19 protein-coding genes are annotated in these 19967 nt (G+C 61.7%); 7 read left to right on the plus strand and 12 right to left on the minus strand.

The window, feature by feature from the left end:
- Positions 1–56: 56 nt before the first annotated feature.
- The 4 genes from V5B39_RS07435 to V5B39_RS07450 all read right to left on the minus strand — a co-directional run bounded on the left by V5B39_RS07435 (position 57) and on the right by V5B39_RS07450 (position 2908).
- Positions 57–494 carry a hypothetical protein gene (locus V5B39_RS07435; protein WP_332342280.1) on the minus strand — a complete coding sequence of 146 codons (438 nt, stop codon included), beginning with the start codon at positions 492–494 and terminating at the stop codon, positions 57–59.
- 102 nt (positions 495–596) lie between these two features.
- Entirely contained in the window at positions 597–992 is a 396-nt protein-coding gene (locus tag V5B39_RS07440; RefSeq protein ID WP_332342281.1) for a CBS domain-containing protein, read from the minus strand.
- A gap of 63 nt (positions 993–1055) precedes the next feature.
- Positions 1056–1403: a P-II family nitrogen regulator gene (locus tag V5B39_RS07445; RefSeq protein ID WP_332342282.1), complete on the minus strand. Its 348-nt coding sequence runs from the start codon at positions 1401–1403 to the stop codon at positions 1056–1058.
- Complete coding sequence (locus tag V5B39_RS07450) at positions 1400–2908, minus strand: DUF1538 domain-containing protein (protein ID WP_332342283.1); 1509 nt, start codon at positions 2906–2908, stop codon at positions 1400–1402. Before V5B39_RS07450 ends, V5B39_RS07445 begins: the two co-directional genes overlap by 4 nt.
- Positions 2909–3241: 333 nt before the next feature.
- Here V5B39_RS07450 and V5B39_RS07455 point away from each other — a divergent pair, with 333 nt between their 5' ends.
- Entirely contained in the window at positions 3242–4702 is a 1461-nt protein-coding gene (locus V5B39_RS07455; protein WP_332342284.1) for a TrkH family potassium uptake protein, read from the plus strand.
- A 132-nt stretch (positions 4703–4834) separates the two neighbouring features.
- On the opposite strand, the gene V5B39_RS07460 is transcribed toward V5B39_RS07455, so the two are convergent.
- The 3 genes from V5B39_RS07460 to V5B39_RS07470 all read right to left on the minus strand — a co-directional run bounded on the left by V5B39_RS07460 (position 4835) and on the right by V5B39_RS07470 (position 8355).
- Positions 4835–5413, minus strand: a complete 579-nt coding sequence (locus V5B39_RS07460) for a Uma2 family endonuclease (RefSeq protein ID WP_332342285.1) — start codon at positions 5411–5413, stop codon at positions 4835–4837.
- A 276-nt stretch (positions 5414–5689) separates the two neighbouring features.
- Positions 5690–6937 (minus strand): hemolysin family protein, encoded by a 1248-nt coding sequence (locus V5B39_RS07465; protein WP_332342286.1) that lies wholly within the window; start codon positions 6935–6937, stop codon positions 5690–5692.
- A gap of 2 nt (positions 6938–6939) precedes the next feature.
- Positions 6940–8355 (minus strand): hemolysin family protein, encoded by a 1416-nt coding sequence (locus V5B39_RS07470; protein ID WP_332342287.1) that lies wholly within the window; start codon positions 8353–8355, stop codon positions 6940–6942.
- 298 nt (positions 8356–8653) lie between these two features.
- On the opposite strand from V5B39_RS07470, the gene V5B39_RS07475 reads away from it, so the two are divergent.
- Entirely contained in the window at positions 8654–10033 is a 1380-nt protein-coding gene (locus V5B39_RS07475) for a hemolysin family protein (protein WP_332342288.1), read from the plus strand.
- A gap of 5 nt (positions 10034–10038) precedes the next feature.
- Here the strand turns inward: V5B39_RS07475 and V5B39_RS07480 are convergent, their stop codons facing one another.
- Positions 10039–11835, minus strand: coding sequence for a Na/Pi cotransporter family protein (locus tag V5B39_RS07480; protein ID WP_332342289.1), 1797 nt, complete (start codon positions 11833–11835; stop codon positions 10039–10041).
- A 171-nt stretch (positions 11836–12006) separates the two neighbouring features.
- Positions 12007–12510, minus strand: coding sequence for a universal stress protein (locus tag V5B39_RS07485; RefSeq protein ID WP_332342290.1), 504 nt, complete (start codon positions 12508–12510; stop codon positions 12007–12009).
- 424 nt (positions 12511–12934) lie between these two features.
- Here V5B39_RS07485 and V5B39_RS07490 point away from each other — a divergent pair, with 424 nt between their 5' ends.
- The 4 genes from V5B39_RS07490 to V5B39_RS07505 all read left to right on the plus strand — a co-directional run bounded on the left by V5B39_RS07490 (position 12935) and on the right by V5B39_RS07505 (position 17632).
- Positions 12935–14464: a hemolysin family protein gene (locus V5B39_RS07490; protein WP_332342291.1), complete on the plus strand. Its 1530-nt coding sequence runs from the start codon at positions 12935–12937 to the stop codon at positions 14462–14464.
- 15 nt (positions 14465–14479) lie between these two features.
- Positions 14480–15736, plus strand: a complete 1257-nt coding sequence (locus V5B39_RS07495; RefSeq protein WP_332342292.1) for a hemolysin family protein — start codon at positions 14480–14482, stop codon at positions 15734–15736.
- 309 nt (positions 15737–16045) lie between these two features.
- On the plus strand, positions 16046–16597 hold the full coding sequence (locus V5B39_RS07500; RefSeq protein ID WP_332342293.1) for a hypothetical protein: 552 nt from the start codon (positions 16046–16048) through the stop codon (positions 16595–16597).
- Between the two features lie 48 nt (positions 16598–16645).
- Positions 16646–17632, plus strand: a complete 987-nt coding sequence (locus V5B39_RS07505; RefSeq protein ID WP_332342294.1) for an NAD(P)H-dependent glycerol-3-phosphate dehydrogenase — start codon at positions 16646–16648, stop codon at positions 17630–17632.
- Positions 17633–17664: 32 nt separating this feature from the next.
- Here the strand turns inward: V5B39_RS07505 and V5B39_RS07510 are convergent, their stop codons facing one another.
- From V5B39_RS07510 to V5B39_RS07520, 3 genes are read right to left on the minus strand one after another with little or no spacing between them, the layout of a single operon-like run.
- Entirely contained in the window at positions 17665–18141 is a 477-nt protein-coding gene (locus V5B39_RS07510) for a tRNA (cytidine(34)-2'-O)-methyltransferase (protein ID WP_332342295.1), read from the minus strand.
- A gap of 39 nt (positions 18142–18180) precedes the next feature.
- Positions 18181–18987, minus strand: coding sequence for a 4-hydroxy-tetrahydrodipicolinate reductase (dapB, locus tag V5B39_RS07515; RefSeq protein ID WP_332342296.1), 807 nt, complete (start codon positions 18985–18987; stop codon positions 18181–18183).
- Between the two features lies 1 nt (position 18988).
- Positions 18989–19471: an outer membrane protein assembly factor BamE gene (locus V5B39_RS07520; RefSeq protein WP_332342297.1), complete on the minus strand. Its 483-nt coding sequence runs from the start codon at positions 19469–19471 to the stop codon at positions 18989–18991.
- A gap of 173 nt (positions 19472–19644) precedes the next feature.
- Here V5B39_RS07520 and fur point away from each other — a divergent pair.
- Positions 19645–19967 (plus strand): ferric iron uptake transcriptional regulator (gene fur / locus V5B39_RS07525; RefSeq protein WP_332342298.1); only part of this gene is annotated, 323 nt, incomplete at its 3' end.

Consider the following 19967-nt stretch of genomic DNA (forward strand, 5'->3'; position numbering starts at 1 on the left):
AAACAAGTCCATCGTATTGAAAACGGCCATCGTCCGATCGATGCGCTGGCGGCGATTCACTCGCAAACGGTAATCGGCAGCGGGGCCATTTCCTTGTAGAGCAGCCCGAGTGGCGGCTTGCGCGAGACGGTGATGATCCGGGTTCCCGGTGGGTAGATCAGGTGATAGGCGAGAAACATGTGCGCCTCTTCACTGTCGAGCAGCAATTGGTGCAAGGCGGCATAGCCGGGATGGCCGATAACCTCGACTTCGTCGTAATCGTGACGGTTGAGCCGTACCGAGCGCCGATGAAACTCGATTTCCGGATGGTTCTCGCCAAGCAGTTCGTGCATCAGGCGATAGCGGATCTCCGGCAGGACGATCACCCCGACGCAGTCGGCGCCCACCAGCCACTCGACTGCTCTGGCTTCTCCGACCGGGTCCGGTTCGTGGTCGCCAAAGGCCTGGCACCAGCGTGGAAAGTACGCCGAGTAACGACGAATGATCTTTTCCATCACAAAATACCGTAAAAGCGGGGTTTCGCGGAGCACGGCGCCGCCCGCAACCGGCCCACGCTGCAGCGCCGGCCGTGGGAGGAGTCTGGAAAGGTCATGGCGTTAACGCCCGCCGGTAGCGCGGTCGATCAGATGACTCACCACGTCGGTATCCGAAACGAAGCCCTGCAACTCGTTGTTGTCGATGACCAGCACGCTCTTGACCGCGTACTGAATCATCAGGCGCGCCAGATAGCGGATTTCGAGGTGCTGTGAAACCTGCAGCGCCGGTTTCTGGGCAATGTCATAGACATTGAGCAGGTCGATGTCGCCGTCCTCGGCGATTACCGATCGGGCGACGTCGCGGTAGGCGATCAGGCCGTAGGCGTCGCCCGAATGGCGTTTTTCGACCACCAGCGACTTGACGCCGCGTTCCTTCATCATCAGCAGAGCCTCCCGAACGGTGGCCAGCGGACTGATGGTGACGACCTTCTTCTTCATGATTCCGGCAACCAGCATGACAAGCTCTCCTTCAGTCAATGATCGTGTTCAGCAAGCGGGCAAGCCCATGTCCACGGACGCTCACAGATCCTCCTCGACTTCGCGCCGAAAAGCCTGCATTTGCGCCAGACCGATGCCAACCACGCTGCCCAACGGCAACGAAAAGGCCAGTCCTCCCCCCGGCAGGTCCATCTTCATCTGCATCTTGACTGCCCTCAGAATGCGCATCGCGAGCTGCTTCTCGACGACACACAGCAGCACCGACTCCTTGCGCTCCAGACCCAGCCCGAGAAAGGTCTTGCGCTCGTTGTGCCGCAGGCCCTTGCCCTTGAGGATGGTGATGCCGGTCGCACCGGCCTCCTTGAGAATTTCGACCGCCCGGTTCTCGTCTTCATCCGGAACGATCAGCAGCACAGCAGAGAACTTCATGGACCGATCTCCTTGACAGGTTTCCTCGATCGCAGCCACCAGTTGGCCAGCATGCCATAGGACATGACGATGATCATCGGCAGCAGCGAAGCGAAAGCAATCAGGCCGAAACCGTCGATCATCGGGTCGCGACCCGGTGTCCGCTCGGCCAGCCCGACACCGAGCGCGGTCACCAGCGGCACGGTCACCGTCGAGGTGGTCACGCCACCGCAGTCATAGGCGATCGGCACGATGAAGTCGGGGGCGAATCTGGTCATCGCAAGCACCAGCAGGTAGCCGGGAATCAGCCAGTAGGCGATGTTCGTGCCGTCGATGATGCGTGCGCAGCCGATGACGATGCCGATGCCCACCCCCACCGAGACCAGAAAGCGCAGCCAGAACCCCTTGAGCTGCCCGAGGCTGACTTCGTCGGCCTTGATCGACAGCGCGATCAGCGCCGGTTCGGCCATGGTCGTCGCGAAACCGATCAGGAAGCCGTAGAGATAGACCGCCCACATCGGCACGCCGTCGCGCATCAGCCCACTGGTCATCTCGTCGCCCAACGGAAAGAGACCGACCTGCAGCCCCTCGTCGAACATGAACAGGCCAACCGCGACCAGCACCATGCCGACCGCCAGACCTTTGGGATCGGCCAGCGGGCGACGCAGGATGACGAAACTCGAGAACAGCACGACGGCGATGATCGGCAGCAGGTTCCTGACCATGATCCCGAACGCGATCAGCATCTCAAGCGCCGCGTACTGATGCTGATCGTCACTCGGCATCATCACTACCGGCGTTCCGGCCGCTGCAGGAACAAAGAACAGGATGCCGTAGAGCTGAATGATGATCATCGGCGCCAGCGCGCCGAAGGCAATCAGACCAAAACCGTCGAGCAGCGGATTGCGTCCGCGGATGCTGGTTGCCAGACCCACCCCGAGCGCGGTCAGCAGCGGTGCGGTAACCGTCGAGGCGACGACGCCGCCGGAATCGAAGGCCAGACCGACCAGTTGCGGCGGCGAGAAAATGGTCAGGACGATGACCAACAGATAACCCGGAATCAAGTAATTGCCGATCGAGTGGCCGAGGACGATACGCCAGACGCCGACCACCACCGCGAGGCCGACACCGAGCGCCGCCACCATGCGCAGCGTCAGCGCACCCATGCTGCCTCCCGAGACCACCTCCGCCTTGTAGGCGACGGCCATCAGCGCCGGTTCGGCGGCCACCGAGGCGAAACTGACGAAAAAGGCAAAGAAGACCAGCCAGAGAAACGAGCCGCGCCGGGCAAAGTCGAAAGCCATGGTCTCGCCGGCCGGAAAGATCGCCGCGTCGAGCCCCTTGACGAAGAGCGCCAGGCCGAGGAGAACGACGGCAAAGCCGCCGATCAGCGCCGCCGGGCTGTCGGGCATGCGCTGGATGAAAAACACCTGGAACAGGACGACCACGATCAGGGTGGGTGCCAGGTCACGTGCTGCCTCGTGCAGGAGTTCACGGATGACGCGAAACAGCGAACCAAGCCCCATCCTAGCGCTGCTCCCCCGCAAAGGGGTGGCGAGCCTTCCTCGCGGCCACCCGGCAATGAACACTGATTGGTCTGGCGAGTGGGAAGCGGGGGGGTATCTTCGGCATGGGTGCGCATCATGCCCGAGATCCCGCTCTTCGACAAGCGGCAATTGACAGCCATCAGCCACGCAGACGATACTCGCGAAGCCAGCGTCTGAATTGTTCAGTTTGAGTTGTTCATCATGCGCTTCGGGCAGTTGCGGGTTGGCCTCCTCAACGGCCTTGACCAGGCAGACACACGACCGTCCGGACGGCCCTCGGAAAATCACCTAGCTCCTTTCGAGTCACCGCCCATGCTCATCCGCTTCGCACCGGCCCTGTACATTCTCGGCATCCTGATTACCGGCTTCGGCCTCCTGATGCTGCTGCCGCTCAGCCTGTCATGGCTGAGTGGCGACGGTGCCCACAGCGCTTACGACGAGGCCGTACTGATCACCGTTGCCAGCGGCACCCTGCTTTCACTCTCGGTTCGTCGGCAGAAGCGCGAGATGAGCGTGCGCGACAGTTTTCTGCTGGTTTCCCTGATCTGGTCGCTGCTGCCGGCTTTCGGTGCGCTGCCGCTGTATCTGCACATCCAGGATCTGTCATGGACCGATGCCTATTTCGAAGCGGTCTCGGGTCTGACCGCCACCGGTGCGACGGTCCTCTCGGGACTCGATCACTTGCCGCTGTCGATCAACTTCTGGCGGACCTTCATGCACTGGATCGGCGGCCTGGGCGTGGTGGTGCTGGCGGTGGCCATCCTGCCGCTGCTCGGCTTCGGCGGGCGCAGCATGCTCAAGGCCGAAACACCGGGTCCAATGAAGGATTCCAAGATCACGCCTCGGATTACCGAAACGGCCAAGGGGCTCTGGATGGTCTATGTGATTCTCACCATCGCCTGTGGCGCCAGTCTCCATCACGCCGGAATGTCACCCTGGGAGGCAACGATGCACGCTTTCTCGGTGATGGGCCTGGGCGGCTTCTCGACCCGGGACGCCAGCCTCGGCCATTTCGGCAGCCTGGAAATCGAGATGGTGGTGACGTTCTTTGCGCTGCTCGCAGGGATCAATTACAGCACCCACTTCCTCGCCTTGTCGAAGCGCTCGCTGCGTGTCTATCGCTTCGACACCGAGGCCCATTATTTCCTCGGCTTTCTCGCGCTGAGCAGCCTCGCGCTCTCACTCTACCTGTGGCCGGACAAGATCTACGAAGATTTCCTGACGACGCTACGCTACGTGGCTTTCCATTCGGTGTCGCTGGCGACATCGCTGGGCTTTGCCACGACCGACTACGCCCAGTGGCCGATGTTCGGGCAACTCTGGATTCTGTTCCTCGGCAGCTTCGTCGCCTGTTCCGGGTCGGCCGGCGGCGGCATCAAGATGATGCGCGCGGTGATCCTCTACAGGCAGGTATTCCGCGAACTGATGCGGGCCATCCACCCGCGCAGCGTGCAGAGTGTGCGCTTTGGCGAGGCCGTCATCCCCGACCAGGTGCTGCACGCGATCCTCGGCTTCCTGTTCATCTATGTCGTGTCGATCGTCTCGCTGACCCTGCTCCTGATTGCCACCCGGCTCGACGTGATCACCGCCTTCTCGGCCGTCGTCGCCTGCATCAACAACACCGGCCCCGGCCTCAACCTCGTCGGGCCGGCAAGCACCTACGCTGTGCTCAACGATTTCCAGACCTGGGTCTGCACCTGGGCGATGTTGCTCGGCCGCCTCGAAATCTTCACGCTGATGGTTCTCCTGATGCCTGCCTTCTGGCGGAGCTGACGGGACAATGGCGGCGAAGGGTGCTGGCAAGACAGGAGCGCGGGGCGTCGGTCAGGCAACGACTGTCCGCGCGCCCACAGGCGGCTCCTGCCTACAGCCGCTTACCCCCACGGGAATCTCGGTCGTGCCGGCTCACGCGAACACCGCCGCCAGCGAGACCATCACCTCCGGCGCCAGGGATGGAGAGACCCGCGCGTCAGGGAAGGGCTTGTCCATCGTCCGGTAGATCCCTCCCACAGGATCGCGATAGACCGTGAGCTCCCCGCTCCTGACGTCCAGCAGCCAAACCTCCGGAATACCATGGCGCGCATACAGCGGGACCTTGACCTCTCGATCATACTCAAGCGTCGTATCCGAGACCTCGACAATCAGCAGCACATCGGCGGCCATGGGATGCGCCTCGCTGTAGTCCCGGTCCTTGACCAGAGAAATGTCAGGCTGTAGTTCATTGTGATCACCGAGCATCAGCGGGTTTTGCGTGCGCACGAGAAAGGCATTGCCTGCCGCGAGTTGCAGAGCACGTGCAATACGGTCCACCCTGAACGCATGTCTGCTACCTACCGGCGCCATATCCAGCAGTTCCCCGTCGATCAACTCAACGCGGTCGCTCTCGTCCAGCAGGCCGAATCTGGCCATCTGGTGAAACTCTTTGGTCGACCAGCGGTGGTAAGGCAAGGCAGTACGCTCTAGAATTTCCCGCACCTTGGGCATGGCCCCTCCAAGGGTTCGATCACGATCAGGCTAACGGTCATGACTTTTCCAAGCACCCCCGATCATGAAAGTCATGACCGTTTCCCTCTCCCCCAACCCCTCCCCCGCGAGGGGGGAGGGGGGTTCGTGAGTCGCATACGCGACTTTCACATGAACGCTTTGTTTCCCTGGCGACACCACATGATGATGGAGCGGGCCGACGCCGCGCCTGGCGCGCCGCTTTTCTGGCGCCAGCCTCCGACCTTATGCGCAGCGAGATGGCAGAACCGCAGCCACCTACCAGCGGATCTGCACTTCCTGAATGACCTGCGGCGTCGCACGCTGGATGGTGAACTTGATGCCCTCGACTTCGATCGTCATGCCGGGCGCGGGGATCTCTCGCGCATACTCGAGAAGGAAGCCCGAGAGGGTGTCGTAGCTGCCGTCGCCGGGCAGCTTCAGGCCCAGTTTCTCATTGAGCATCGCCGGGTCGGCGCGGGCGCTCACCAGATAGTCATGATGACCCAGTTTCTTCAGCCATTCGGCGGGTTTTTCCTGCCGGTCGTATTCGTCCTGGATGTCCTCGACCACCTCCTCGATGATGTCCTCGATGGTGACGATCCCCTCGGCACCGCCAAACTCGTCCATCACCACGGCCATCGCATCACCATCCTTGCGCAGCTCGACGAGCATCGCCTCGGCGCTCTTGCTGGCCGGCACGTAGCGCGTCGGGCTGATGAAGGGCTCGATCGACGCCGATTCGTCCACCCCCAACAGATCCATGCTGTTCAGCACGCCGATCACCCGGTCGATCCGCCCATCATAGACCGGCAGGCGGACATGCGAGCACTGTACCGCCAGGCGCACCGCTTCTCCGACCGTCGAGCGCTTCTCGATGGCGTTCACGTCGATCAGCGGCACCATCACCTTGTAGACCGTCGTTTCGGAAAAATTGAACATGCGCCGGATCATCGTCTTTTCGATCGCCTGGATGTCGCCCCCTTCCTGCGGCGGCATCTGTACCATGCTCTGGATCTGTTCGCGCAGGGTGAAAGGGTTATGCTCCTCGCTCGCCCCCGCGAGGCGCGAGAGGAACTTCGACAGGGTGACGAAGATGATGAGGATTGGCCAGAAGAGGATCGAGAAGAAGCGCAGGACATAGATCACGTAAGGCGTGATCGTATCGGCGCGCTGCTGGAAGACGCTTTTCGGGACGATCTCGCCAAACACCCAGATCAGCGGCGCAACCAGGATGACGGCCAGCCAACTGCCTTGTTCCCCGAACAGATCGATCATCAGCGCGGTGGCGATCGTCGAATTGGTCACCACCGCAATATTGGTGCCGACCAGCGTCGTGGACAGCAACCATTCCGGCCGCTTTTCCAGCATTTCGAGCGCCAGACGCGCGCCGCGCGAGCCTTTGGCCGCGTCGTGGCGAAGCTTCATTCGGTCGGCGCTGACGACGCCGAGTTCGGATCCCGAGAAAAAGCCTTCGGCGATCAGGCAGACGATCATCAGCAGGAACGTGATCCAGATCTCCCCCATATCTATGCGCCCTCCCGCTTGCTGACCGTCGGGGCGGGTGTCCCGGCACTGGCCGGACGGTCAGGGTCAACCGGCAGCATGACTTGCGTCGTGGCCGATGTGCCGTGTACGAATTCGTCGCTGGCATCCGTTTCGGGTCGTGCGACCACTTCCGGCAACCGTTCGGCCAGGGCGCGCGTGATCCGGTTATGCTCGATCATGTCCACGGTAAACTTCAGTCCGCAGAGATCGATCACCGCGCCCGCAGCCGGCAGTTCGCCAAAGGCATCGAGCAGCACACCGGCCAGGGTTTCGGCCTCCTCGCTGGCGATCGCGACGCCAAATTCCCGATTGAAATCGTCGACCGACATGCTGGTATCGATCAGACGGCGGCCATCGGCCAGTTCGCGCACCGGGTGCCGGCTCACGGCATCTCTGTCGGAAGGGCTGGCGATTTCACCGAAAACGCACTCGAGCAGATCCTCCATCGTCACCAGTCCGGTCACCCCCCCGTACTCATCGACGATTAGCGCGAAAGAGAGTTTGCGCTGGCGGAAGGTATGGAACAGTTCCACGGCCGGCTTCGATTCGGGAAAGAAGTTTGCCTGGCGCAGCAGCTTGCGAACCCCCTGCGGATCGCGTTCGAGCCGGGCAAGATCGACGCCGAGCAGGTCGCGCGCGTGCAGGATGCCGATGATGGTGTCACGGTGCCCCTTGAATACCGGATAACGTGACTGCCGGCTCGCCTTGATCTGCGCCAGCAATTCCGCCACCGGCAAATCCGCCGACAGGAACTGGATGTCCGAGCGTGGGCGCATGAGGTCACGCAGAGTCTTGTTGCCGAAATCGAAGATCTTCTCGATGTACTGCGCTTCCTGGCTGTCGAGGGCGCCCTCGCCGACGGCATCGTGCACCAGCGTGCGGATCATGTCTTCGGTGACCAGGTTGCCCTGCGAGCGCTGCTTGCCGACGATCAGGGTGATGAAGAAGTCGGCAACGTAGCGGATCACCTCGCGCAGCGGTGTGATCAGGCGAGCGACGAGGGCGATTGGACGGCATTCGAAACTGGCAAAGGCGACGTTGTTGCGGATCGCCAGCACCTTCGGCGTGATCTCGCCGAACAGCAACAGGATCGGGACCATCACCAGCAGGTTGACCAGTTCGTTCTCGGCGCCGAACAGGTGGATGATCATCGCCGCCGAGATCACCGACGCCGAGACATTGACGAACTCGTTGCCGATCAGGATGGTGACGATCAGTCGCCGTGGCTCGCTGCGCAGCCGTTCGATCAGCTCGATGCGTGGATTCCTGGCGGCGCGCATCTGATCGAGCTGGAAAGAGCTCAGCGAAAACAGAGAAGTCTCGGTACTCGAAAAAAAACCCGAGAATCCCAGGAGAATGACGAAGACAATCAGTTCGATCCACAATGCGGGGTCCATTTTCCAGCTCCCAAAGCAAAGTAATGGCGCACGCTTCTCGGCACGCTGCCTCAAAGGTGGACAACTTGCAGACTGACATACTTGTTGACCTGGTCCGCAGAGCGCTTCATTTTGTGTTAACTTGATGCAACAGTCAAATGCCATGCGCTTTGACGCAACGACCGGGCCAACGCAGGCACGAACACGGGGCGACGAGACGTGGGGTGCTGCCAGGGTCCCGTCAGTCGCCGGTTCCGGTCGTGGCAGCGGTTGCACTCACTCACACAGTGGTGTATTTAATCCCGTACGGCGGTTCATGATGTTTGCCGGAATTCGCAACCCCGAGACTCTCTGCGGCAAGATCTGCCATACCATGCTGGAAACCGTCACCCTTTTCATCCTGCTTGCCTTGTCGGCCTTCTTTTCCGGCTCCGAGACCGCCATCACGACGCTCTCGAAAGCACGGGTCGAAGCGCTGCTGGCCGAACGGCGCTTCGGCGCCAAGGCACTGCATCGAATGAAAGGCAACCTCAACCGCACACTGGTCATCCTCCTGATCGGCAACAACCTGGTAAACACTGCTGCGGCGACACTGGCCACGGTGGTGGCGACTGAGCATTTCGGCCATCTTGGTCCTGGCCTGGCGGTCGGCTTCATCACCCTGCTGCTGCTGATGTTCGGCGAAATCACCCCGAAGACCTACGGCTCGCGTTATGCGATCGCGGTGGCACTGCTTGCGGCTGCCCCCCTCGAGCTCCTCGGCAAGCTGCTGCTGCCGCTGGTCTGGGCGCTGGAAGGCTTCATTCAATGGATGCACAGCCTCTCAAGCCCGCCGAAGGACCCCAGCGTGACCGAGACCGAGCTGATCGCGCTGGCCGAGCACGGCACCCACGAGGGATCGATCGAGGTCGGCGAACACCAGATGATCCGGCGCATCTTCGATTTCAGCACCCTGCGGGCCAGCGACATCATGGTGCACCGGCATCAGATCTTTTCGCTCGACGGTGATCGCAGCATCGGTGATTCCCTGAACGAGATCATCGCCGAATCGCACTACCGGATCCCGCTCTATTCCGGCCATCCCGAGGAAATCAACCGGGTGATCACGCTCCAGAACATCCTCAGTGAGGTCGCGCAGGGCAACCTTGCCAAGACGCTCAACGAGGCCGGCAGCGATCCGTTGTTCGTCCCCCCGAACCAGCCGGTGGACAGACTCCTTGACGTGCTGCGCGCCAACAAGGAACGCCTGATCGTGGTGGTCAACGAGTTTGGCGGTCTGCTCGGCATCTTCACTCTCGAGGATATCCTCGAGGAGTTGGTCGGCGACATCTATGACGACAAGGAAGCTCCAAGGGACGAACAGACGCGGATGATGAAGCCCGATGGCAGCGAACTGGTGGTGGACGGAACGACCGAGCTGCGCATCCTGGAAGCGCACTTTGGCAAGGACCTGGCGGGCAAGCCCTATGACTCGGCCAATCTGTGGATCATCAGCCACCTCGAACGGATTCCGGCGCCTGGCGAGACCTTCGTCATCGACGGGCTGGAGGTCCGGGTCGAGCGGGCCTCACGACGCAGGATCCACGAAGTGCGGATCAGTCGCCCACATGTAGTCAATGCGAAATCCGAGACTCCATTCCCCTCGCTTCCGGACTCGGCAGCCATTACCGACAAGTCGCTCCCGAATAGCCCGGCGTGACCCCCCTACTCACGCTGCAGAACCGCCGGCATCACCGTCTTGGCCATGCGCTTGGCAAAGTAATAGATACGCTTCTGCTTCTCGATGAGATCCACTTCCAGGACGTAGGCCGGAATCCGGTTGGGTTCCTCGGCGATCAGTCGCCGTGCTTCGTGCGCGGCCGCCGAGTCGGCGATGCGGTTGATCTCCTCCTTCATCCCGATCACCACCTGCCCGGCGCGCTCGTTTCGGTGTCCGACCGCCTGCACGGCAGCCTCGACCGCACGGGTGATCGCCTCCTGGAAACCCTGGAGGACCTGCTGCGTCGCTTCGCTGACCTCGATCTTGTCGCGCACGCGATCGTAGCCCAGCACCACCAGATTGGTCTCGACGATGTCCCCGATGTTCTCCAGGTTGCTGACCGCTTCCATCAACTGCAGCAGCTCACGCCCCTGCTCCCCGGACAACGGTTGCCTGCTGATCTTGCCCAGGTAATCAATGATCCCGGCATGGAGAATGTCGACCTTGTCGTCCATCTGACGGATGGCTTCGAGCGCCTGCCGATCGCCCTGGATGATCGCCGGCATGATTCCCTTGAGCATGCTATCGACCGTCTCGCCCATGTGCATCACCTCCATGCGCGCCTGATCGAGCGCCAGGGACGGCGTACTCAACAGTTCCTCCTGCAGGAATCTGGTGCGAACGATGATGGCCTCCTCCTCGAGCGGCTTGTCGGGGACCAGCCATTCGACCAGACGCGCGATCTGGGTGGTGAACCAGATGAAGATCAGCGTGTTGGCGATGTTGAAGAAGGTATGGGCATTGGCGATCTGGCGTGGCGTCTCGGCGGCGAGACGCGCCGTGCCGGTGAGATCCGGGTACGCCGGCGAGATGCCGGTCATCAGAGCGGCGATGAAGCCGATGAAGGGCAGCCAGATCAGCACGCCGCAGACATTGAACAGGAGGTGCACGATGGCCGCGCGCACCGCCTCGCGCGGCTTGCCGATGACCGCCAGCAGCGCCGTCGCGCAGGTGCCGATGTTGGCGCCGAAAGCCAGCGCGATACCCGCCTGCAGGCTGATGAAACCCTGGCTGGCCATGACGATGACGATGCCGGTCGACGCCGACGAGGACTGGATCAGCGCGGTGAAGGCGGTAGCGATCAGCACTCCGACGAGCGGATTGTCCATCGTCCGCATCAGATCGAGAAAGGGCTGGTAGCTGCGCAGCGGTCCCATCGCTTCGCTCATCACGTGCATGCCGAAAAACACCATGCCGAGACCCATCAGCATGCCGCCATAGTGCTTGGTGTTGTCGTTCTTGGCGATGAACAGCATCGCGAAGCCAACGGCGATCATCCCCAGCGCCGCCTTGGTGATCTTGAAGGCGACGATCTGCGCGGTGATCGTGGTGCCGATGTTGGCGCCCATGATCACGCCGACCGACTGCGATAGCGACATCAGCCCGGCGGAGATGAAACCGACGACGAGCACGGTGGTCACCGACGACGACTGGATGACCGCCGTCACCAGTGCGCCGGTGCCGACGCCCATGAAACGGTTGACCGTCAGCTTGGCGAGAATGCCCTTCATGCGCTCGCCGGCGACGGCCTTGAGGCCCTCTTCCATCTGCATCATGCCGAAAAGAAAGATGGCCAGACCGCCGAGCAACTCGACGGTCATCATTCCCCACGCCATGTCGCCCGCGTCGTCACCGTTGGCCGCGAGTGCCGGCCAGGCGAGCATGGCGATCACGATCCCGAAACCGCAGAGCCGTGGCGGCAAACCGATACGCTTGAAATCACACAGGTGCATTTTCAGCATAAAACCTACCTCCCGTCGTTGCGACTCAGAGCTTGTGAATAAATCTACTGTGCGGCCGATCTGCGGCGTTGCTCACTCGCTCACTCCTCGCCTATCCGATTGATATGTCTCGTCGTTCGCTCGCTCGCGCCTTGCAGCTCGACCCGCTCGCGACGATTTCTTCACAAGCTCTCAGTTCTTCGAATGGTCCTTGACGATGGTGACCGGCATTTTGGCGAGACCGGCAACCTGCTCGGCGACCGAACCCAGCAGCAGATGCCGCAAGCCGGTCACCCCCTTGCTGCCCATGACCAGCATGCCTGCCTTCTGCTTCTCAGCCACCTGCAGGATGCGCGTCACCGGAATGCCCTTGACCAGGAGCAGTTCCGGCTTCTGCAGGGCTCGCCGCTCGGGGTGCTGCTTCTTGAGCCCGGTCATGAATTCGTCGAGCATCTCGCCGGCAATGTCCTCCATGCGGGCAAGCGTCTTCTTGCGCGCCATGCGCGCATAGTAGCCGGGCATGTTCAACGGATCATGAACTACGTGCAGGACCAGCAGCGTGCCCCCGAGGCCATCCGCCAGATCGCTGGCCAGCAGCAACGCGGCCTGCGAATGCGCCGAGAAATCGACCGGCACCAGAATGGGACCGCGAACGGATCTGTGCTCTCTTGTGTCGCCCTGTTTCTGTTCAGTCATGAGCAGAACCTCCTCCCGATTAGGCCCGGAATGGCGTCGCGACCATGACGGATCGTTCATACCCGATATTACACGCCAGTTCCGGTCGGTGCGCTTTTCCGTTCTGAATAAAGATACAACAAATTCCCAGCGCATGGCACATTCTTCTTTCTCTGGAACGATCAGACAAAGCTTCGACGCCCCCCGCCGTGAGACCGTTGATGGTACCGAGCACGGCCACCACCAGCCGCCACCGTCGCGTGCCGATGACCCGCGTCACACAGAGGATGTCGAGCTTGCTTGTTTCGTCGCGGTATTGCGCCTATCCTTTCGCCCTTGCGGGTTACTGCTGCTTTGCGGGCGCCCTGGCATCAGTATCTGGGCACCGAACGGCGCTGTTCGGACCTGGCTTGTCTACATCGTTTCCACAGTGCGGGGGCATGGGATGGAATTGTTGAGCGTATCCGGCATCATGGAGGTTCTGTCGTCGGTCAACTGGGAACTGGCGGTGCGCATTCTCATCCAGTGCGGCCTGTTCAGCATGTCGGCCTTTTTCTCCGGCTCGGAGACGGCCCTTTTCTCGCTCAGCCGGATCGACCTGCAGAAACTGCGGAATTCACGCAACCCTCATTCCGAAAGCATTCACGCCATGCTCGACGAGCCGCGGCGGCTGATCGTCTCGCTGCTCTGCGGCAACGAGCTGGTCAACATCGCGGCAGCGGCCAACATGACCATGATTCTGGTCACTGCCTTCGGCGAGGAAGACGCCGGCTGGATCAACGTCGTGGTGATGGTGCCGCTGCTGCTGCTGTTCGGCGAGGTGACGCCGAAGACGATCGCAGTCAATTTCCCGATCAAGTTCGCGACGATGCTGTCGGCACGTTTTCTGCCCAAATGGATCTTCATCGTCACCCCGCTGCGCAACGTCGTGCGCATGATCGCCGATCGCGTCACGACCTTCGTCGTCGGCGAACATGTCGGGCGCGAGAACATTCTCAAGGCCGATGAGCTGCGCACCCTGATGGCCGACAGCGAGGAGACCGGCATCATCCAGGCTTCGGAACGGGTGCTGATCGACAAGGTGCTCGAAGCGGCCGAAACCGACGTCGCGCGAATCATGACCCCTGGGCCGCGCATCCGCTTCCTCGATGGCGATCTGCCGGTCGACGAGCTGATCGAACGCTTCCGCGGCTATCGCCACCCGCGCGTTCCGGTCTATCGCGGCCACTGGGACAACGTCATCGGATTCCTGCACGCCGAAGATCTGCTGCGCCGGGTACACGCCCATGCCGACCGTTCGGCGATCCAGCTCAGGGAAATCCTCAAGCCGGCGCACTTCGTTCCGCCGACCAAGAAGGTCGACGAGATGCTGGAGTACTTCCAGCGTTTCAACACCCGCGCCGCCGTGGTCATCGGCGAGTACGGCGAGGTCCTCGGCATCGTCACCATGAAGGACGTGCTGAGTTTCATCTTCGGTGAAATCTCGGGCAAGATGCGCGGCCAGGAGCATTTCCAGCACGAGGACAACGACAGCTTTACCGTCCCCGGCCACATGCGCCTGGCAGACCTGCGCACACTGACCAATTTCGATATCGACGATCCGCTGATGAACACCATCGGTGGCGTGACGCTGGTGCTCTTCGGCCGCCTGCCACGCGTTGGCGAAAAGATCTTCTACGCCGACTACGAGATCACGGTCAAGGAAGTCAGCGGAATGCGCATCACCAAGGTACGCGTCTCGCGTGGTCCGACGCCCGATGAACCGGATGAAACGCCGGCCGAGCCGATCGAGATGGAAAGCGTGGCCGAACCCGTAGCGGATGCCTTGCCGGAGGGATCGCCGGCAGACCAGGAACAGGAGTCCATTGACGAATACGAAAACGATCCGCTCAACGAACCGGCCGAGCCTGAGCCTGAACTCCCGGCTGGCCAGAAGACGACCCCGACCAACCTGGCCGCGAGCGCGGCAGACTAGACCAGGAGAAGAACGATGGAACTGCTTCTGCAACTGTTGGTAATCCTGATCTTCCTTGTTTTGAAAGGTTTTTTCTCGGGCTCCGAGCTGGCGATGGTCAATTCCGACAAGATTCACCTGCGCCATCAGGCGCGGCTCGGCGACCCTGGCGCCAAGCTGGTGCTGAACCTGTTTCGTACCCCGGACGTGATGCTCGGAACGACGCTGGTCGGCACCAATATCGCGACGGTGACGATCACCACCATGGGCACACTGATCTTCGTGCACCTCTTCGGCGACGCCGGCGATCTGGTTTCGGTGCTGGTGTTCACCCCGTTTCTGCTGATTTTCGGCGAGATCGTCCCGAAGAGCATCTTTCAGCAGAAAGCCGACACGATCGCCGTCCGGATCATCTACCCGCTGCGCTTCTTTTCCTATCTGTTCCATCCGGTGATCTTCGTCTTCAGTCGGGTCGCCCGCGTCGCTGCCCGTCTCTTCGGCGGGGCCACTTCCGGGCAGAGCGGCTTCATCAGCAAGGACGAGTTGCGCGTCCTGATCGATCTCTCGGAAACCGCCTCGGACAGCGCCGCCGCCAGCAAGCAGCGCATTCGTCGCATTTTCCGTTTTGCCGATACGACGGTCGGAGAAGTGATGACCCCGCTCGCCGAGGTCATCGGATTCAACGAGATACGCGGGATGGATGAAGCCGTTCGTCGCGTCTGGGAGTCCGGATTCAATCGCCTGCCGGTTTTCCGCGGCAACATCACCAACGTCACGGGGGTGATGACCCTGAGTACCTGGGATCTGCTGCTGCCGGACATCGAGCAGCGACCGGTCAGCGATTTCGTCAGACCGGCCCTCTATCTGTCGCCCAAGCAAAGCCTCGATCAGGTGCTGCCGCTGCTGCGCGCACGCACCGATCACATGGCGATCGTCGTCGACGAGTTTGGCTCGGCGATCGGCATCCTGTCGATGGAGGACATTTTTGAAGAAGTCGTCGGCACCGTCGATTCCGGTTATGACTTCGATACCATGAAAACACGCCGGGTGAGCATCGAGTCGCTCAATGACGACACCTACCTGATCAGCGGCAGGGCGCCGATCTCCGAGTTGAATGATTCGCTGAAGCTCAATCTGCCGATCGGCGAGGCGCACACCCTTGCCGGTTTCCTGATCAATCGCCTGCGGCATATCCCGGAGGTCGGCGATACGGTGCAGGAACAGGGTCATCGCTACACGGTGACCAAAGCCGATGCGCGGATGGTGACCCAGGTGCGCGTCGAGCGCGTCTAGCCGCCTGTCGGACTGGATGAGTCGAAGCGAAACAAGTGGCAGGCGCGGACAAATGTGCACGAATTTCAAGCCAGTCGTCGAACGATTGGCGCCGAAATTCGGGGAAATAGGGACTGCTGCCCTTGGCCGCCGGCCTGCTCAAGTCCGACAGGCGGCTAGCGACTGACTCGCGGTTCTGCTCTTGTCCGGCACAGGCATGGTCGATGTCTGTGCCCAGGAAAAGTTTTTGCTGCGCCGCACCATATTCTGCTATATTGTATGCGTCCGCCACTTGCATGCCGACGCTACGGCAGGAGAGGGATGTACAGCATGTACATCGTAGATGACCCCACCCTTGCGCTGATTGCCCGTTTTGTGGGTGATTCCCCGAATCGGGAAGGTTCGGATGCCGAGTTCTTTCGCCAGCAGCTTTCTGCCATCGAAGCGCATGTCGAGCGCTTTCCTGCCGCCGAGAGAGAAGTGCGTGCACTGGCGTGGATTGAAGCGAATGCCAGACAGTATCGCCAGCAGTGGCAGAAACAGGCGGCGATCAGTTCACTGGCCGGTACGCGTTGCCCGGATTGCCCGATTGCGGACGGCGACAGGCACACGCCTTGCGCCATCCACACACGCTGGCTGGCTCTCCTCCGACGCTACGCGGCAAGCGAGCTGTCTTCAAATGCTTACGTCGAACAAAGCCTGGCGCTGCTGGCCACACACAAGGACCGGCTGAAAGCCGGCCATGTTCGCGAGTCACTGCGGTACGCCGATGCTCAGGACCTTTTCATGATCCCGGCGGATGGCCCCGCAACGGGGTCCGGAGAAGGAACTTGTCGCCTGACTTGTCGCTCATCCATGTCAGGCGAGAGACTGTATGACTGACTGGCAGCGTGATTGCTGACAGCACTTGATCGGAAAGGGGGAAGTGCAATGCGAATCGCGGTTCTGGGTGCCGGCGCCTGGGGTACTGCCCTGGCGATCTCCTTCGCTCACCGTCATTCCGTCAGCTTGTGGGCACGCGATCCTGAAAAGGCGGCACGCATGCAGGCGGCCGGTGAAAACAGCCGCTACCTGCCGGGCCATCGCTTTCCTGCTTCGTTGCGGGCGACTGCCGACTTCTCGGCGGCCAGCCAGAATGCCGATCTGATGATCATCGCTGCGCCTCTGGCGGGTTTGCGTACTGCGCTGCAGCATCTGCGCGCTGCCGAGGTCGCAACGCCCTTCCTCTGGGTCTGCAAGGGCCTGGAAAAAGGGACCGGACTGCTGCCGCATCAGGTCGTTCGCGAGGTACTCGGCGAACGCTTGTGCGGCGTACTCACGGGGCCGAGCTTTGCCGATGAACTGGCTCGCGATTTGCCGACGGTGGTGACGATCGCGTCGACCGACGCGAACTTCGCACTGCGCTGTGCCGAAGCCTTGCGCGGGCCGCGGCTGCGCATCTATGCCAGCGACGACGTGATCGGCGCCGAAGTGGGCGGGGCCGTCAAGAATGTCATGGCCATCGCCACCGGCGTTTGTGACGGTCTCGGGCTGGGGATGAATGCCCGCGCCGCCCTGATGACGCGGGGGCTGCACGAAATCGCCCGTTTTGGCAAGGCGCTGGGGGGACACGCCGATACCTTCATGGGGTTGTCCGGGATGGGCGACCTGTTTCTGACCTGCACCGGCGACCTTTCCCGCAACCGGCGCGTTGGCCTGTTGCTGGCCACCGGCAAGCCCCTCGATCAGATTACCCGCGAACTGGGCCAGGTTGCCGAAGGCGTGCCCGCCGCACACGAGGTGCAACGCCGCGCCGCTGCGCTCAGCGTCAAGATGCCGATTACCGACTGGGTCTGTACGCTGCTCGACGGCAGCGTGACGCCGATCGAAGGGGTCGCTGCGCTAATGGAACGGGACATCGGTTTCGAGGGCAGGTAGCGCCTGATGCTCCGGCCCTGCGTCCGCCGGACTCATGCGGCGCCGGCGTAGCCGATCTGCCGCCAGGCTTCATATACCGTCACGGCAACGGCGTTGGAGAGGTTGATGCTGCGATTGTTTGGCCGCATCGGCAGGCACAGGCGTTGCTCGGCGGCAAACTCGGCGAGAATTTCTGCCGGCAGTCCGCGCGTCTCGCAACCGAAGACCAGCACATCGCCAGCCCGGAAATCGGCCATGGCAGGACGGCGGGTTCCCTTGGTAGTCAGTGCAAAACGCCGCCCCTGCGGCGAAAGTGCCGTCAGTGCCGCACAGCAGTGGGTCCAGTCGGGATGAATCTGCACGCTCGCCAACTCCGCGTAGTCCATGCCGGCGCGCCGCAGGCGGGCTTCGGTCAGCGCGAAGCCGAGCGGTTCGACAAGGTGCAGACGCGCGCCGGTATTGGCACACAGACGGATCACGTTACCGGTATTGGGCGGAATTTCCGGGTGAATCAGGACGACCTCGAACATCGCTGCCCACACCTGAAAGCGACTTGATCGGGCAGCAACTCAGCGCAGGCCAAGCACGTCCTGCATGTCGAACAGGCCGGATTTCCGCTGTGCCAGAAAATGCGCCGCACGCAGGCTTCCCAAGGCATACGGCATGCGACTGCTCGCCTTGTGGCCAATTTCGACGCGCTCACCGGTGCCACAGAACATCACTTGGTGGTCGCCGACGATGTCGCCGCCGCGAATGGTCGCAAAACCGATGCTCGACTGCGACCGCTCACCGGTGAGGCCCTCGCGCGCGTAGACGGCGCACTGCCTGAGCTCACGCCCGAGCGCCTGTGCCACCACCTCACCCATGCGCAACGCGGTTCCCGAGGGCGCGTCGACCTTGTGCCGGTGATGCGCCTCGACGACCTCGACATCGTAGCCTTCGCCGAGAATCCGGGCCGCGACATCGAGCAGCTTGAAAACCACGTTGACGCCGACGCTCATGTTCGGTGCCAGGACGATCGGGATTTCCTCTGCGGCGGCAGTAATCGCCGCCTTGCCCGCGGCGTCGAAACCGGTGGTCCCGATGACCATCGCCACGCCATGGCGGCGGCAGATTTCGAGGTGCTGGAGGGTCGCCACAGGGCGTGTAAAGTCGATCAGGCAGGAGGCCCGGGCAATGCCGGCGTCACAATCGCTGCTGACCAGGACACCACAGGGCATCCCCACCAGTTCGCCAGCATCCTTGCCCTGTTCGGGAACGTCAGGCCGATCAATGGCCGCCACCAGCCTCGCCGCAGCATCTTTCAGCGTGACTTCGAGCAGCATGCGTCCCATGCGCCCGCCAGCACCGGCGACCGCGATCCTCAATCCATCCATGTCAGAATCCCATGCTTTCCATGATCGTGCTGAAGAAACCCGGCCCGTCCGGAGGCGGCAGCACCGTACTGCCATCTGCCGGCAGCGAGCCCAGATCGATTTCCCGGTTGCGCACCTCGAAGACCGTTGCGGCGTCGGTGGATTGCACCGGGACCACATCACCGGCGACGCTCCGCAGTTTGCCGTCGGCGTCAAAAAAGACCGTAAACCGGCGTGTCTCGACCTTTCCTGAATCCCCTTTCTTCAGCCAATAAAAATAATCCCAGCGGTTGGCGTGAAACATGTCCGTCAACACCGGCGTGCCGAGAACGAAGCGCACCTGATCCTTGGTCAGACCGGGACGCAACTGGGAAACCATCTCCTGCGACAGGACGTTACCCTGCTGTACGTCGATCCGGTATTCGTTGACGATGCGCGGGACCGTCGAGCAGGCGGCCAGGGTGCACAGAACCGTGACAGGAATGGTCAGACGAGGAAAGATCATGTTCGGGTCGGATCGTGGTGAGTGATCAATACGAGCAATGGCAAACGACACGACCGCGCCGGCAGACGGATCGTGTGCGATCCGACGGAAAGCCCTGCGGCAATGCCGCACGGTGGCCATCGAGGGTATATCATACCCGAATCCCTCCCTTCGTAGCCGATCAAGGTAAGCCGATGAGCAACTCTGACAACCTCAAGAACATGGGGCTGAAAGCCACCATTCCACGCCTCAAGATCCTCGCCCTGTTCGAGAAGACCGAGATCCGCCATCTCACCGCCGAGGATGTCTATCGGCTGTTGCTCGCCGAGAACCTGGACATCGGCCTGGCCACCGTCTATCGTGTCCTGACCCAGTTCGAACAAGCGGGTCTGCTTGAGCGCCACTATTTCGAATCAGGCAAGGCGGTCTTCGAGTTGAGCCCCGGACAGCACCATGATCACCTGGTCTGTGTAGACTGCGGCCGCGTCGAGGAATTCTACGATGCCGAGATCGAACG

Origin of the sequence: Accumulibacter sp. (assembly GCF_036625275.1) — a bacterium.
Lineage (GTDB): Bacteria > Pseudomonadota > Gammaproteobacteria > Burkholderiales > Rhodocyclaceae > Accumulibacter.

What these genes read in the sequence shown, in the direction of transcription:
- V5B39_RS07435 (WP_332342280.1), bottom strand. Translation starts at nt 494, where the DNA reads ATGGAAAAGATCATTCGTCGTTACTCGGCGTACTTTCCACGCTGGTGC.
- V5B39_RS07440 (WP_332342281.1), bottom strand. Translation starts at nt 992, where the DNA reads ATGCTGGTTGCCGGAATCATGAAGAAGAAGGTCGTCACCATCAGTCCG.
- V5B39_RS07445 (WP_332342282.1), bottom strand. Translation starts at nt 1,403, where the DNA reads ATGAAGTTCTCTGCTGTGCTGCTGATCGTTCCGGATGAAGACGAGAAC.
- V5B39_RS07450 (WP_332342283.1), bottom strand. Translation starts at nt 2,908, where the DNA reads ATGGGGCTTGGTTCGCTGTTTCGCGTCATCCGTGAACTCCTGCACGAG.
- V5B39_RS07455 (WP_332342284.1), top strand. Translation starts at nt 3,242, where the DNA reads ATGCTCATCCGCTTCGCACCGGCCCTGTACATTCTCGGCATCCTGATT.
- V5B39_RS07460 (WP_332342285.1), bottom strand. Translation starts at nt 5,413, where the DNA reads ATGCCCAAGGTGCGGGAAATTCTAGAGCGTACTGCCTTGCCTTACCAC.
- V5B39_RS07465 (WP_332342286.1), bottom strand. Translation starts at nt 6,937, where the DNA reads ATGGGGGAGATCTGGATCACGTTCCTGCTGATGATCGTCTGCCTGATC.
- V5B39_RS07470 (WP_332342287.1), bottom strand. Translation starts at nt 8,355, where the DNA reads ATGGACCCCGCATTGTGGATCGAACTGATTGTCTTCGTCATTCTCCTG.
- V5B39_RS07475 (WP_332342288.1), top strand. Translation starts at nt 8,654, where the DNA reads ATGTTTGCCGGAATTCGCAACCCCGAGACTCTCTGCGGCAAGATCTGC.
- V5B39_RS07480 (WP_332342289.1), bottom strand. Translation starts at nt 11,835, where the DNA reads ATGCTGAAAATGCACCTGTGTGATTTCAAGCGTATCGGTTTGCCGCCA.
- V5B39_RS07485 (WP_332342290.1), bottom strand. Translation starts at nt 12,510, where the DNA reads ATGACTGAACAGAAACAGGGCGACACAAGAGAGCACAGATCCGTTCGC.
- V5B39_RS07490 (WP_332342291.1), top strand. Translation starts at nt 12,935, where the DNA reads ATGGAATTGTTGAGCGTATCCGGCATCATGGAGGTTCTGTCGTCGGTC.
- V5B39_RS07495 (WP_332342292.1), top strand. Translation starts at nt 14,480, where the DNA reads ATGGAACTGCTTCTGCAACTGTTGGTAATCCTGATCTTCCTTGTTTTG.
- V5B39_RS07500 (WP_332342293.1), top strand. Translation starts at nt 16,046, where the DNA reads ATGTACATCGTAGATGACCCCACCCTTGCGCTGATTGCCCGTTTTGTG.
- V5B39_RS07505 (WP_332342294.1), top strand. Translation starts at nt 16,646, where the DNA reads ATGCGAATCGCGGTTCTGGGTGCCGGCGCCTGGGGTACTGCCCTGGCG.
- V5B39_RS07510 (WP_332342295.1), bottom strand. Translation starts at nt 18,141, where the DNA reads ATGTTCGAGGTCGTCCTGATTCACCCGGAAATTCCGCCCAATACCGGT.
- dapB (WP_332342296.1), bottom strand. Translation starts at nt 18,987, where the DNA reads ATGGATGGATTGAGGATCGCGGTCGCCGGTGCTGGCGGGCGCATGGGA.
- V5B39_RS07520 (WP_332342297.1), bottom strand. Translation starts at nt 19,471, where the DNA reads ATGATCTTTCCTCGTCTGACCATTCCTGTCACGGTTCTGTGCACCCTG.